At 57.1% G+C, this 13,283-nt stretch carries 13 protein-coding genes; 8 read left to right on the top strand and 5 right to left on the bottom strand.

Annotated elements, in window-relative coordinates:
- Positions 1–43 precede the first annotated feature (43 nt).
- The 3 genes from LBF07_RS23060 to LBF07_RS23050 all read right to left on the bottom strand — a co-directional run bounded on the left by LBF07_RS23060 (position 44) and on the right by LBF07_RS23050 (position 4,009).
- Positions 44–1,699 carry a glucan biosynthesis protein D gene (locus LBF07_RS23060; protein ID WP_094935470.1) on the bottom strand — a complete coding sequence of 552 codons (1,656 nt, stop codon included), beginning with the start codon at positions 1,697–1,699 and terminating at the stop codon, positions 44–46.
- A gap of 356 nt (positions 1,700–2,055) precedes the next feature.
- A complete protein-coding gene (locus tag LBF07_RS23055; RefSeq protein WP_025756391.1) occupies positions 2,056–2,829 on the bottom strand; it encodes a transporter substrate-binding domain-containing protein in 774 nt (257 codons plus the stop codon).
- Between the two features lie 10 nt (positions 2,830–2,839).
- Entirely contained in the window at positions 2,840–4,009 is a 1,170-nt protein-coding gene (locus tag LBF07_RS23050; RefSeq protein WP_094935469.1) for a pyridoxal phosphate-dependent aminotransferase, read from the bottom strand.
- Positions 4,010–4,124: 115 nt separating this feature from the next.
- On the opposite strand from LBF07_RS23050, the gene LBF07_RS23045 reads away from it, so the two are divergent.
- Positions 4,125–4,967 (top strand): LysR family transcriptional regulator, encoded by an 843-nt coding sequence (locus tag LBF07_RS23045; protein ID WP_094935468.1) that lies wholly within the window; start codon positions 4,125–4,127, stop codon positions 4,965–4,967.
- Here the strand turns inward: LBF07_RS23045 and LBF07_RS23040 are convergent.
- Both LBF07_RS23040 and LBF07_RS23035 read right to left on the bottom strand, forming a co-directional pair.
- Positions 4,954–6,459, bottom strand: coding sequence for a carboxylesterase/lipase family protein (locus LBF07_RS23040; protein WP_094935467.1), 1,506 nt, complete (start codon positions 6,457–6,459; stop codon positions 4,954–4,956). The two genes, LBF07_RS23045 and LBF07_RS23040, sit on opposite strands and share 14 nt — an antisense overlap.
- 43 nt (positions 6,460–6,502) lie before the next feature.
- Positions 6,503–7,846, bottom strand: a complete 1,344-nt coding sequence (locus LBF07_RS23035) for a VOC family protein (RefSeq protein ID WP_094935466.1) — start codon at positions 7,844–7,846, stop codon at positions 6,503–6,505.
- A gap of 529 nt (positions 7,847–8,375) precedes the next feature.
- Between LBF07_RS23035 and LBF07_RS23030 the strand changes: the two genes are divergently transcribed.
- The 7 genes from LBF07_RS23030 to cydB all read left to right on the top strand — a co-directional run bounded on the left by LBF07_RS23030 (position 8,376) and on the right by cydB (position 13,279).
- Entirely contained in the window at positions 8,376–8,561 is a 186-nt protein-coding gene (locus LBF07_RS23030; RefSeq protein ID WP_094935465.1) for a general stress protein, read from the top strand.
- A gap of 94 nt (positions 8,562–8,655) precedes the next feature.
- Positions 8,656–9,150: a ferritin-like domain-containing protein gene (locus LBF07_RS23025; RefSeq protein WP_008502272.1), complete on the top strand. Its 495-nt coding sequence runs from the start codon at positions 8,656–8,658 to the stop codon at positions 9,148–9,150.
- 23 nt (positions 9,151–9,173) lie between these two features.
- A complete protein-coding gene (locus LBF07_RS23020) occupies positions 9,174–9,377 on the top strand; it encodes a hypothetical protein (protein WP_008502273.1) in 204 nt (67 codons plus the stop codon).
- 25 nt (positions 9,378–9,402) lie between these two features.
- Positions 9,403–9,909, top strand: a complete 507-nt coding sequence (locus LBF07_RS23015; RefSeq protein ID WP_014831871.1) for a ferritin-like domain-containing protein — start codon at positions 9,403–9,405, stop codon at positions 9,907–9,909.
- A 15-nt stretch (positions 9,910–9,924) separates the two neighbouring features.
- Entirely contained in the window at positions 9,925–10,797 is an 873-nt protein-coding gene (locus tag LBF07_RS23010) for a manganese catalase family protein (protein ID WP_008502274.1), read from the top strand.
- A 68-nt stretch (positions 10,798–10,865) separates the two neighbouring features.
- Positions 10,866–12,269: a cytochrome ubiquinol oxidase subunit I gene (locus LBF07_RS23005; RefSeq protein WP_033145500.1), complete on the top strand. Its 1,404-nt coding sequence runs from the start codon at positions 10,866–10,868 to the stop codon at positions 12,267–12,269.
- On the top strand, positions 12,269–13,279 hold the full coding sequence (gene cydB / locus LBF07_RS23000) for a cytochrome d ubiquinol oxidase subunit II (protein WP_094935464.1): 1,011 nt from the start codon (positions 12,269–12,271) through the stop codon (positions 13,277–13,279). Before LBF07_RS23005 ends, cydB begins: the two co-directional genes overlap by 1 nt.
- The last annotated feature ends 4 nt before the right edge of the window (positions 13,280–13,283 follow it).

Here is a 13,283-nt window from a genome sequence, read left to right as displayed (position 1 = left end):
CCCCTCACCCTAACCCTCTCCCGAAGGGAGAGGGAATCGATCGTTAACGCATTATCCGGTCGTCAACGTAGTTACGTTTATCCGGCGCAGGCGGGAAATACTGGTACAGCCAGGTTTCACTGATGGCATCGCCCTGGCAGCGCAGGAACAGGCGCATATCCACCGGCTCCGTCGAATCCGAGGTTGGGTACCAGTCAAACAGGATGCGATAGCCGTCAAACGGCTCAACGTAGAGGATCTCAACCTGCTTCGCTTCACCGCTGGAGAGCGTAATCACCGGCTCGATGCCTTTTGGCGCAGCGGCCTTGAGGTCGCCACCGACGAAGTCGATGGCAAAGCGACGGGCCCACACTTTCGGGTAATTTTCGCCCGGTGCCCAGCCTTCCGGGAAGCCGCCCATACCGGTACGGGTGGCGAAGACGTTGGCCAGCGGAGAACGCACCGGCGGCATGGCGCTCCAGTACAGACGATATTTAAAGTCCAGCTCGTCGCCCGCCTTCACCGCTTTTTCCGGCTGCCAGAAGCAGACCACGTTATCCAGCGTTTCGCCGGTGGTCGGGATCTCCATCAGGCCAACCGCGCCTTTACCCCAGTCGTTACGCGGTTCAACCCACAGGCTCGGGCGTTTGTTATACCAGCCCATCACGTCCTGATAGTGCGAGAAATCGCGGTCGAGCTGCAGCAGGCCGAACCCTTTCGGGTTTTTGTCCATATAGACGTTAAACTGCAGCTTCTGCGGGTTGTTCAGCGGACGACAGATCCACTCCCCGTTGCCGCGCCACATTGCCAGGCGGTCGGAGTCATGAATTTGCGGGTGAATGGTGTCACACATGCGGCGTTCGTTATTGCCGCAGCTGAACATGCTGGTCATCGGCGCGATGCCGAGCTGCTTGATGTCCTTCCGCGCATAGAGATGGTTTTCCACCTCCATAATCACCTGGCTCTTCTCGCAGTGGATCACGAATTTATAGGCACCGGTGATGCTCGGGCTGTCCAGCAGCGTGTAGACGGTAAAAGTCGTGTCGCCGGGCTTGACGGTTTCAAACCAGAAGGCGGTAAAGTCCGGGAACTCTTCCGGCGTGTCGGTAAAGGTGTCTACCGCCAGACCGCGCGCGGAAAGGCCGTACTGGTAGGTGTCATCCACCGCGCGGAAATAGCTCGCGCCCAGGAAAGAGACAATATCGCGACGCGCCAGCTCAGGCGCCTTAAAGGCGCGGAAGCCCGCAAAGCCGAGATCGCTTTGCCCTTCCAGCTGTTTGGTATCCACACCCGTTTCACCGTAGCTGAACAGCTCCGGACGGAAGTGGATCTCGCGCGCCATAGAGGTTGACTGGTCCAGCGAGAACATCCGCACGCGGCGACGGAACCCCATCCCCATATGGAAGAACTGCACGTCCAGCTGACGCCCTTCAATGTTGTTCCACAGTGACTGTTTTTCATCGTAGCGGATGGCGTTGTACGCCTGCGGCGTCATGGTTGCCAGCGTGTTCGGCAGCGGACGCGGCGCGCCACCCCACGGGGTTTTCGCCAGGTCAAGCGCCATGGATTGCAGTACGGAGAAGTCGAACCGACGGCTCTGTCCGTCAGCAATGTCAGAGTCGGCAGCGTATGCCGCTTTGGAAAACAGGGAAGCAAGGCCAGATGTGCCGCTCAGGGCTGCCACTGCCAGCGAGCCTTTTAGAAAACGTCTGCGATTCATGCCTGGAAAAACGTCCTTATGGTCGTGTGAATGTGTTTCGCGCTCGGCGAAATGACGGCAAGAAAGAACGCACAGCCTAAACAAAAATGGTTAAGAATCCAATTGTTGGCCGGTGATTATATGAACAAAGTGAGAAATATTTTCTGTCGACCAGAACGGCCCGAAAGTGGTGTAAAAAACAGTAAATACACAAAATCATTCATGCTGGATCAAGGCGGCAAGTCTGAGAATCACCAGGAGCTTACTTAAGTAAGTGACTGGGGTGAACAGACGTAGCCAACGCAGAGGCAGCTTGAAGGATGAAGTGTATTAAAAATGCCCCGGCGCGACATCGTTCGCCGGGGCTAATGAGGCGGTTATTTTACGCTGACATCGATACCCGGGAAGTACTTATCAGCGAGTTTAGCGATCGTGCCGTCGGCACGTACTTTATCAATCGCGGCATCAAGCTGCTTTTTGGTGGCCTCGTCGCCCTTACGCAACCCAAAACCGATCCCACTGCCGAGGATAGTGTCGTCAGACACCGGTTTGCCGATGAAGCCAAACCCTTTCCCCTGCGGCTTGCTGAGGAAACCTGCCTGCCCGGCCGCGGACATGACCAGCGAGGCGTCGATACGGCCATTCAGCAGATCGCCCCAGGCCATATTCTGATCTTTATAAGACACCACGGTGACACCCTGCTTTTCCCAGTGCTCTTTGGCATAGGTTTCCTGGATGGATCCCTGCAGCACGCCGATGGTTTTCCCCTTCAGCCCTTCTGGGGTTGCCTCAACCGCCGTGCCGGCCTTGCCGACCAGCTGCGACGGAATACGGTAGATCGGCTGGGTAAAATCAATGCTCTTGCGGCGCTGCTCGGTGATGTTCATCGCCGAGTTGATGGCGTCAAATTTCTTCGCCACCAGGCCCGGGATCAGCGCATCAAAGGAGGTTTCAACCCAGCTGCACTTCAGCGCTGCCGCTTTGCAGATGGCATTCCCCAGCTCAACGTCAAACCCTTCCAGTTCGCCCGCCGCATTGCGGCTCTCAAACGGCGGATATTCCGCTTCCAAACCGTAACGCAGCTCGGTGGCCGCGAAGGAAGAAAAAGTACACAGCAATCCCATGCCGACAACTAACGCGCGTAATTTCATCTCATACTCCTCAGCGTGGTTTAACCCGACACAGGGCCTGGGCACCTGCCCGTAACGTCGCCTCATCTTTCGCAAAAGAGAGACGAATCAATTTATTATCCGTACCGTCCGCATAAAACGCCGACAGCGGAATGGTGGCAACGCCGTACTCAACGATCAGCCGTTTCACCAGCTCGCTGTCGCGCTCGTCGCTGAACTGGCTGTAGTCCGCCAGCATGAAGAACGATCCGGCGCTCGGCAGCAGGGTAAACGGCGAATCGGCCAGCAGGCTGTGCAGCAGATCGCGCTTGCGCTGGTAAAACGCCGACAGAGACAGCCAGGTTTGCGGGTCGACCATGTGCTCAGCAAACGCGTGCTGCATTGGCGTATCGGCAGAAAACATTAAAAATTGATGGACTTTACAAATCTCGTCCATCAGTACCGCCGGTGCAACACAGTAACCCACGCGCCACCCGGTGACGTGATAGGTTTTTCCGAAAGAGGAAATAATCACGCTGCGCTCCGCCAGCTGCGGGTGCGTGGCCATCCCGTGGTGCGGCTCATCGTCAAAAACGACGTGTTCGTACACTTCGTCAGACAAAATAATGATGTCGGTATTGCGCGTCAGCGCCGCCAGCTGCTGCAGGTCACTGGCGGAGAAGACCTGACCGCTCGGGTTGTGCGGCGTGTTGATGATGATCATGCGCGTGCGCGGGGTGATCGCAGCGCGAACCTCATCCCAGTTGACGGCAAAATCCGGCACGGTGAGCTTGATGGCAATCGGGGTTGCCCCCTGCAGACGGACAATCGGCGCGTAGCTGTCAAAGGACGGCTCAAAGTAGATCACCTCATCGCCCGGATGCACCAGCCCGCTTATCGCCGAATAGAGCCCTTCGCTGGCGCTGGCGGTCACCAGCACCTCGCTGGCAGGGTCGTACTGCGTGCCGTAGAGCGTGGCAATTTTATCGGCAATACGTTCTCTGAGCGGCTGCAGACCGGTCATCGATGCGTACTGGTTATGCCCCGCCTCCATTGCGCGGGTGACGCCCGCAATCAGCTTCGGGTCGCAGGAAAAATTCGGTGCGCCCTGAGAAAGGTTAATCGCGTTATGCTGCGCCGAGAGCTGGCCGATAACGGTAAAAATGGTGGTTCCCACATCCGGCAGTTTGGAGCGCGTTTGCACTGGCGTTCGTAAAGTCATCCTCTTTCCCTTCTCATGGACATTGCATAACTATTCAAACAACATCTGTGCTGTCGGGACAATCGAATTGTTGTCATAATAGCCATGAGAAAAATGCATAGCTGAGGTGTTTTCTATGTCACGCCGTTCGCTCCCCCTTAATGCCATCGACGCTTTTTTAGTCACCGCGCGTCACCTCAATCTTACCCATGCCGCGGCGGAACTGTGTCTGACGCAGGGGGCCGTGAGCCGTAAGATTGCCTCCCTTGAGGCGTGGTTTGGCTTTCCGCTTTTTGAACGCCACGCGCGCGGGCTGCGCCTCTCACCGCAGGGCAGCGCCCTGCTTCCGGAGCTACAGTCCGCTTTCGAGCAGCTGCTGTCCGTGGCCGACCAGGCCCGCAGCCAGCACACCGTGATCCGGCTGAAGGCCCCCACCTGCGCCATGCGCTGGCTGGTGCCGCGCCTGCTGGAGGTGGAGCTCGAGCATCCGGATCTGCAGATCGCGCTGACCACCACCACCGATCACAACGTCAATTTCAAAACCGAATCTTACGACGCGGCCATCGTGTTCGGCACGCACATGAGCGCAGGCGATCTGCTGTTCGAAGAGGCGCTCACCCCGGTGATAAGCCCGGTGCGGGCGGGTGCTGCGCTGGGTTCGCTGACGTTTCTGCACCCGACAAGGGACAAGACAGACTGGTCGCTGTGGCTGACGAAACAGGAAGGTCCGGGCTTTGCCATGCATAAAAATCAACACTTCGATACGATGGATCTCGCCATTACGGCCGCCATTCAGGGGCTCGGCGTCGCCATCGCCGACGAAACGCTGGTGGCAGAAGATATTCACGCGGGAAGGCTGGTACGGCCCTATGAGACAAGCATAAAAACCGGCGCAAGCTACCGGCTGGTGCTGCGCGAAACGCCAGGCGAGGAAAATGGACTGGCGGCGTTTCGCGCCTGTTTGCTTAATCGAGGCTGACGTGGTGCTTCATCACCCGTTTGAAGAGGCTCATGCGGGCGCGCATAAAGCGGTTTTCAAGCCTGAAAGCTGCATGTTTATTCACGCCAATGCGTAACAGAACGTCCCGCCCTTTACGGCACGCGGGCCAGTGCGTCGGCCCGGGTAGGATGTCGCGACGACCCGCGTCACGCGCAAAGCTCACCCAGTAATCCGCCACCTGTGCAGCAAACTGCAGATCTCGCTCACTGACGTACTGTCGTGAAGGCTCCACCTGACCGAGCGTATCGAAGACGTAGGGAACTTCGTTGCCGTGCCAGGCACCGTTGATGTACGTGGCATGTTCCGCCTCTGCGACATAGTCAAACCAGTAACGCCAGCACAACCCACCGACGCGCTGCTGGGCCTGCATCACCACGTAGCCCATCGTGGTAAACGCCATGTCGCGACACACCTGCCTGCCCAGCTCTTCATCGCCCTTCACGCCCGGGTAGAGCAGCTTAATCAGCCCCAGCCCGAAGCGGCGCTCCCGGCGAAGCTTCTGGATTTGTCCGGCGAGATCGATGCCAAACACCGCCATCACGCTGGCTTCATCGCTGTTGGAGCCAATCATCACCGGCACCGGATGCTGACGGGCGGCGAAAAAGACGTCAAGCATGGCTTCCGGCAGAACACAGTCTCCTGCGATAGGCGCCGGAGCGACGTTCAGCGGCGCGGTGAGCGGCCAGAACGCCTCGGGCGGAATGGCGCGCAGCTGCCCGGCGGTCGCATTTTCCAGCCCGAAATGGGCGGCCAGCGCTTCCCCTTTTTGCAGCGCCTGCTCGCGCGGCGTGTCCGGTAAGGTGTATCCGCTTTGCACAATCGCCTTGTGGAACAATCCTGCTGCCAGCGGAGAGGCCAGCAGCGAGAGCACGCTCCGCGCGCCAGCGGATTCGCCAAACAGGGTCACATTGGCGGGATCGCCGCCAAACCCGGCGATGTTATCCCGCACCCATTCGAGCGCGGCGATCTGATCCAGCAGGGCAAAATTATGCACCACGCGCCCTTCCTCACCTTCCAGCGCGGGATGGGCGAAAAAGCCGAGATGGCCGAGACGGTAGTTGATCGTGACCACAACCACGCCGCGCGTGGCCAGCGCTTTGCCGTTATACGGCGGCAGGCCTCCGGCACCAATCGTAAACCCGCCTCCGTGCAGCCAGACCATAACCGGAAGCGGCTCGGCCCGCTCTGCGGGAGACCAGACGTTAAGGTAGAGGCAATCTTCGGAAAACTGGCCCGGATCGCCGCCGCCGACCTCCTGACAATACTCGCTGCTTTGCCAGCTTGAGGGCGAGAAGGCCGTGGCCTCGCGCAGGCCATCCCAGCGTTCAGGCGGCCGGGGCGAGCGCCAGCGCCACTCCCCCACGGGCGGCGCGGCGTAGGGAATACCGCACCAGACGTGGACGTTTTCATCGGTTAAACCAGACAGTGCGCCCTGGCGCGTTTCAACCACAGGGGCGGAAGGATTTTGCATAACGACCTTAATTTTTCCATCACACCCCAGCAGAGTAACGATTTCAGAGCAAACCGCAACGCTGTTTACTGCGCGTTTCAGCCTCCTGGTAAAGCGTAAACTCGTCATACACCGGGCATCCCAGCGCGTCTTCAAACGCATCGCGGCTGGCGTTACCGTGGCTGCGGGCCTGGGTTTCGTTCCCGAGGTTGGACTGGAAAATCCCCGCGGCGCTGACCGGGAGGAAATCTTCGTAGGTGATCGGCTGGGCAACCATCCATCCGCGCTCGATCAGCGGCTGCGGATCGTCGCCCGGACGAAACGCATGCCGATGCGCTTCCCCGGCTGGCGTCAGGCGGTAGCGGAAATAAGCCAGCTCCTGACGACGCATGAGCATTTCGCTGTCCGGGAAGGCGCTAAAGATCTCCCGCAGATGCAGCTGATGGGTCAGGTTATCTTTACCGGTACCGGCCTGGGCGAGGAGGCTATCGTACAGTTCACGGCCTTTCGGGGTCAGCGCCACGCCGCGCTGTTCAATCTCACCGAAGCGCGCGGTGTGGGTGCCTTTATGTTCACCGGCAAACAGCACCGGCTCTTCCAGCGCCTTGAAGCTGGTTTGACGCAATAAGACGGGCACCTCGCGACGCGGCGGACCTTCGATCAGAATTTTTGGCTCGATGCCGTACTTCGGCATCAGCTCCTGCACCCGGTCAATGTCCAGCGTGCGCGGCGTGAGGTGGTTAATGTGGCAGCCCGGGAAGCAGACCACGTCGGCAATCAGACGGTGCTCGTTGTGCAGCGCCAGATAGGTTTCCTGATCGACCGTCGCATGGCGGTGCCAGCGGAAGGTTTCTAACGCTTCCTGCACAAATTTGTGCGCCTGTGCGTCAGTAAACTGCCCTTCCGACTCGTGGAGGTCGATCAGTTCCAGGCAGCGCGGGGTGAAGATGTTGCGGTGAGACAGGATCTCCGCGGCCCGCTCGCGCAGCGCGACGTTTTCAATCAGCTCAAGACGCAGCAGCGAGGTAAAAATACGAAACGGATTTCGGCACAGCGCCGCATCCTCTATCGGACGAAACGCCGTTGAGTGGACGGGCACCCCCGCCTGAGAGAGATCGTAATAGCTGACCGGGTACATACCCATAATGGCAAACATACGGCGCAGGGTTGAAAGTTCCTGTGCCGTGCCCACGCGGATCGCCCCGTGACGCTCCACGTTCAGGCGCGCAAGCTCATCGGCGTTAGCCAGTTGTTCATGTAATAGTGGATTATTTTCCAGAACCGCCAGGTTTACGTCCGCAACCAGTTCAAGCAAGGTGCCGTACTGCGGAACTTCCTGCTGGTACATCGCCGACATAGCCTGCGAAAAGTGTTCCCGAATGTCATCAGCCGTGATGGTGTTCGCCATGATGTCATGCCTCCAGTGAATATTACCTGGAGTGTAGAGAAACCCGTTCCTTCCGGGGGGAAGAATTTCTGAATTGTGATCTTAAGACGACAGTGGTCAAACCGTGTGCTATCAGGCCCCTGAACAGCGCCGAACGGAACCGCCCTTTCAACCTGAACGCTTTTATCCAGGATTTTCCTTATAATTATTTAGGGTTCCGCTTTCTATCTATAAAGGAGTATTTTTTGGCTCTCTTCTGAGTGCAAATTAACCAATTCGAGTACGCCATTATTTTTATCCTCTTCTTTCAAATTTTTAGCTCGAAGTTAGGATTAATCTGAATGGTTGTTTACAAGTCCTTCCTGTCTATCCATATTTCCATTTTAAGCGAAGCGCAAATTTACAAATATTTAAAAATAACGCAACCGCAAATAGCAAAACGCATTTGACGGATGACGCACAGCGACTAGAGTTATTACTCGAACGACGAGTGATACGGAATATTTTCGTATCGTACTGACATAACCAATATATGACTATGAGGTTTAATATGGCAGAGCATCGTGGTGGTTCCGGTAATTTCGCTGAAGACCGTGAAAAAGCATCAGAAGCTGGACGTAAAGGTGGCCAGCATAGCGGTGGGAACTTTAAAAACGATCCGCAACGCGCTTCTGAAGCGGGTAAGAAAGGAGGACAGAACAGTCACGGCGGAGATCGTAAATCTGATAACTCCTGATCTTATTTAATACTCTTTTAATAAAACCAGAGAGCATGCTGCGGGCTGAAAAGCTCGCAGTACCCTTTCTTTATTTTACCGGAGCGTAATTATTATGAATATGAAAAGCGTCGAGGATGTCTTTATTCATCTTCTCTCGGATACCTACAGCGCAGAAAAGCAGCTTACCCGTGCGTTAAGCAAACTTGCCCGCGCCGCCTCCAGCGAGAAGCTGAGCGCCGCTTTTACCGCACACCTTGAGGAGACGCAGGGTCAGATCGAACGTATCGACCAGATCGTCGAGCAGGAAGACGGTATCAAGCTTAAGCGCATGAAGTGCGTGGCGATGGAAGGCTTAATTGAAGAAGCCAACGAAGTCATCGAAAGCACGGAAAAAAATGAAGTACGTGATGCCGCACTTATTGCCGCCGCGCAAAAAGTCGAACATTACGAAATTGCCAGCTACGGTACCCTTGCAACACTAGCTGAACAACTGGGCTATAAAAAAGCCGTTAAGCTTCTTGCCGAAACGCTGGAAGAAGAAAAAGAGACCGACCTTAAACTCACCGACCTGGCCGTAGGAAATATTAACCAAAAAGCGCAGAAATGACGCAATAATACAGGTTAAATAAAATGAGCATCAGTCCCAGGACAATTAAACGGTGCCATTTAGCGGCAGCCATAATATGGTTCATTCTCGCCATCCCTTCCGTAATATGGTGGAAGAACAGCGTGCTATGGGTCATTATCATCAGCATTTACGCCAATATTGTCGGCCATTTATCTGGCTACAGTGCCGCGCGTGCCGATCAGGCTGCTGAAAGTGAGACCAAATAAGCGAACCCCTAATGAGAATACAATGATGAATCACGTAGAACACTACCATGACTGGCTACGCGATGCCCATGCGATGGAAAAGCAAGCCGAATCTATGCTGGAATCCATGGCCAGCCGTATCGATAATTATCCTGATGTTCGCGCCCGAATTGAGCAGCATATTAATGAGACAAAACGGCAAATTACATTGCTGGAAGAAATCCTCGACCGTAATGATATTTCTCGTTCGGTTTTAAAAGATTCGATGAGCAAAATGGCGGCGCTCGGCCAGTCCATCGGCGGCATGTTCCCGTCTGATGAGATCGTGAAGGGTTCGATCAGCGGCTATGTTTTCGAACAGTTTGAAATAGCCTGTTATACCTCCCTGCTCGCGGCGGCGAAGAAAGCAGGCGACACGGCCTCGGTACCTGCCATCGAGACGATTCTGGCGGAAGAACGCGAAATGGCCGACTGGCTGATTCGCCATATTCCGCAGACCACGGAACAGTTCCTGCTGCGTTCAGACGCATCGGGCGTCGAAGCAAAAAAATAATCAGGGAGAATCGCCATGTTCCGACACGTCAAACAGCTGCAATACACGGTTCGCGTTGCCGAACCGAACCCAGGCCTCGCCAACCTTTTACTGGAACAGTTCGGTGGGCCTCAGGGCGAACTGGCTGCCGCCTGCCGGTACTTTACGCAAGGATTGAGCGATGACGATCCGGGCCGTAAAGATATGCTGATGGATATCGCGACCGAGGAGCTAAGCCACCTCGAAATCATCGGTACCCTGGTCGGCATGCTGAATAAAGGTGCCAAAGGCGCGCTGGCGGAAGGGGTGGAAAACGAGGCCGAGCTGTATCGCTCCATGACCGAAAACGGCAATGACAGCCACATCACCTCCCTGCTCTACGGTGGCGGCACCCCGCTCACTAACTCGGCGGGCGTGCCCTGGACGGCGGCCTACGTCGACACCATCGGCGAACCGACGGCGGACCTGCGCTCAAACGTGGCAGCAGAGGCCAGAGCGAAAATCATCTATGAACGGCTGATCAACGTGACCGACGATCCCGGCGTAAAGGATGCCCTGGCGTTTCTGATGACGCGCGAGGCGGCGCACCAGCTCTCCTTTGAGAAGGCGCTGCAGTCCATCCGTAATAATTTCCCACCGGGAAAATTGCCGCCAATCGAGGAATTCACCAACAAGTACTACAATATGTCTGAAGGTGGAGAGGTTCGCGGAAGCTGGAACAGCGATAAACATTTCGATTACGTTGAGTCCCCCCAGCCTGCGGTTGACGGCGGCGATGGCAGCGCAAGCGTCACGCTCACGACCGAACAGGCAACCCTGGTCAAGGCGATGTCTGCCCGCACGAAGTCCGATCCACATTCTGACCCGCTGACCGGTGCCGAGCTGGGTGCCGGTAAGACTAAACCGTAATCGGTTTTGCCGGGCAGCCATAAACTGCCCGGCAATTCTCGTGCCCCATCGTTTCAGAGGTACGGACCATGTTCGAACTCGACGCGTTCCATCTGGCCAGAATTCAGTTCGCTTTTACCGTCTCGTTTCATATCCTTTTTCCTGCGATCACCATCGGCCTCGCCAGCTATCTGGTGGTGCTGGAGGGCATGTGGCTGCGTACAAAAAACGACGTCTGGCGATCGTTGTACCATTTCTGGCTCAAGATATTTGCCGTTAACTTCGGGATGGGTGTCGTTTCCGGCCTGGTCATGGCGTACCAGTTTGGCACCAACTGGAGCGGGTTCTCACAGTTCGCGGGCAGTATTACCGGCCCTCTTCTGACCTATGAAGTCTTAACCGCCTTCTTCCTTGAAGCCGGTTTCCTTGGCGTCATGATGTTCGGCTGGAATAAGGTCGGCCCGGGCCTGCACTTCTTTTCAACCTGCATGGTGGCGCTCGGCACGCTGATGTCGACCTTCTGGATCCTCGCTTCCAACAGCTGGATGCATACGCCGCAGGGCTTCACTATCGAGAACGGACAGGTTATTCCGCAGGACTGGCTGGCGATCGTCTTTAATCCCTCCTTCCCTTATCGCCTTATTCATATGGCTATCGCCGCGTTTCTGAGCAGCGCGCTGTTTGTCGGCGCGTCGGGCGCATGGCACCTGCTGCGCGGTAACGATACCCCCGCCGTCCGCACCATGTTTTCCATGGCGATGTGGATGGCGCTGCTGGTCGCCCCCATCCAGGCGGTCGTGGGCGATATGCACGGCCTGAACACGCTTGAGCATCAGCCTGCCAAAATTGCCGCCATTGAAGGACACTGGGAAAACCCGCCGGGCGAGGCCACCCCACTGCTGCTGTTTGGCCTGCCGGATATGGAGGAGGAGCGCACCAAATACGGTCTGGAGATCCCCGCGCTTGGCAGCCTTATCCTGACCCACAGTCTGGATAAGCAGGTCCCGGCGCTGAAGGATTTTCCGAAAGAAGATCGCCCTAATTCGACCATCGTCTTCTGGTCGTTCCGCGTCATGGTTGGGATGGGGCTGCTGATGATTACCCTCGGGCTGATTAGCGTCTGGCTGCGCTATCGTCATCGACTTTTCCACTCTCGCCCGTTCCACTGGTTTGCCCTCTGCATGGGGCCTGCCGGGCTGCTGGCGCTGCTCGCTGGCTGGGTCACCACCGAGGTGGGCCGTCAGCCGTGGGTGGTCTACGGCTATCTGCGCACCATCGACGCGGTATCGCTGCACAGCACCCTGCAGATGAGCATCAGCCTGCTGGCGTTCTTCGTCGTCTACTCGTCGGTGTTTGGGGTGGGCTATGTTTACCTCATCCGGCTGATTAAGAAAGGACCGCAGCCTGTCGATACGCTGACGTCAAACACCTCGGGCACACCCGCCCGTCCGCTGTCTGCCGCTGAGTCTGTTCCTGAACAGGAGAGAAACTGATGGGCGTCGATATCTCAGTTATCTGGTTTGCCATCATCGTCTTTGCCACGCTGATGTACATCATCATGGATGGCTTTGATTTGGGCATCGGCCTGCTGTTTAACTTCGTGGGCGATGCGAAGGAGCGCGATGTGATGGTCAACAGCGTGGCGCCGGTCTGGGACGGCAACGAGACCTGGCTGGTGCTCGGTGGCGCGGGCCTGTTCGGCGCGTTTCCGCTGGCCTATGCGGTGATTATTGATGCGCTCACCATTCCTCTCACCGCGATGCTGATCGGCCTCATCTTCCGCGGCGTCGCCTTTGAGTTCCGCTTCAAAGCCACGCCGTCGCACCGCAAATTCTGGGACTACTCCTTTGCCGGCGGCTCTCTGCTCGCCACCTTCAGCCAGGGCGTGGTAGTGGGCGCCGTAATTAACGGCTTCGACGTTGAGGGGCGGCGTTTCGTCGGCTCCGCGCTTGACTGGCTCACCCCCTTTAACCTCTTCTGCGGCATCGGGCTGGTTGTGGCCTACACGCTGCTGGGCACTACCTGGCTCATCATGAAAAGCGAAGGCGCGCTGCAGGCCCGCATGCGCGAGCTGACCCGCCACGTGCTGCTGGCGCTGGTCGTGGTGATTGCGGTAGTGAGCATCTGGACGCCGCTCGGCTGGCAGTACGTGGCCGACCGCTGGTTTACCCTGCCCAACTTCTTCTGGTTCCTGCCGGTGCCTCTGCTGGTTGCGCTTTTCAGCGTGCTGATCTGGCGCCTGACCCGCAACCCGGCCAGCCACTCCCGCCCCTTCCTGCTGACGCTGGGGCTTATTTTCCTCGGGTTTAGCGGGCTCGGCATCAGCCTCTGGCCGAACATTATTCCGCCGCGCATCACCCTGTGGGAAGCCGCGGCCCCGCCTGCCAGCCAGCTGTTTATGCTGGTAGGCACGTTGCTGATTATTCCGGTGATCCTGGTGTACACCGCCTGGAGCTACTACGTCTTCCGGGGCAAAGTGTCGGATACTGAAGGCTATCACTGAGGAA

Origin of the sequence: Enterobacter cloacae complex sp. ECL352 (genome assembly GCF_020149545.1) — a bacterium.
GTDB lineage: Bacteria > Pseudomonadota > Gammaproteobacteria > Enterobacterales > Enterobacteriaceae > Enterobacter > Enterobacter asburiae_B.
This window is presented reverse-complemented; position numbering and strand designations above follow the sequence as displayed.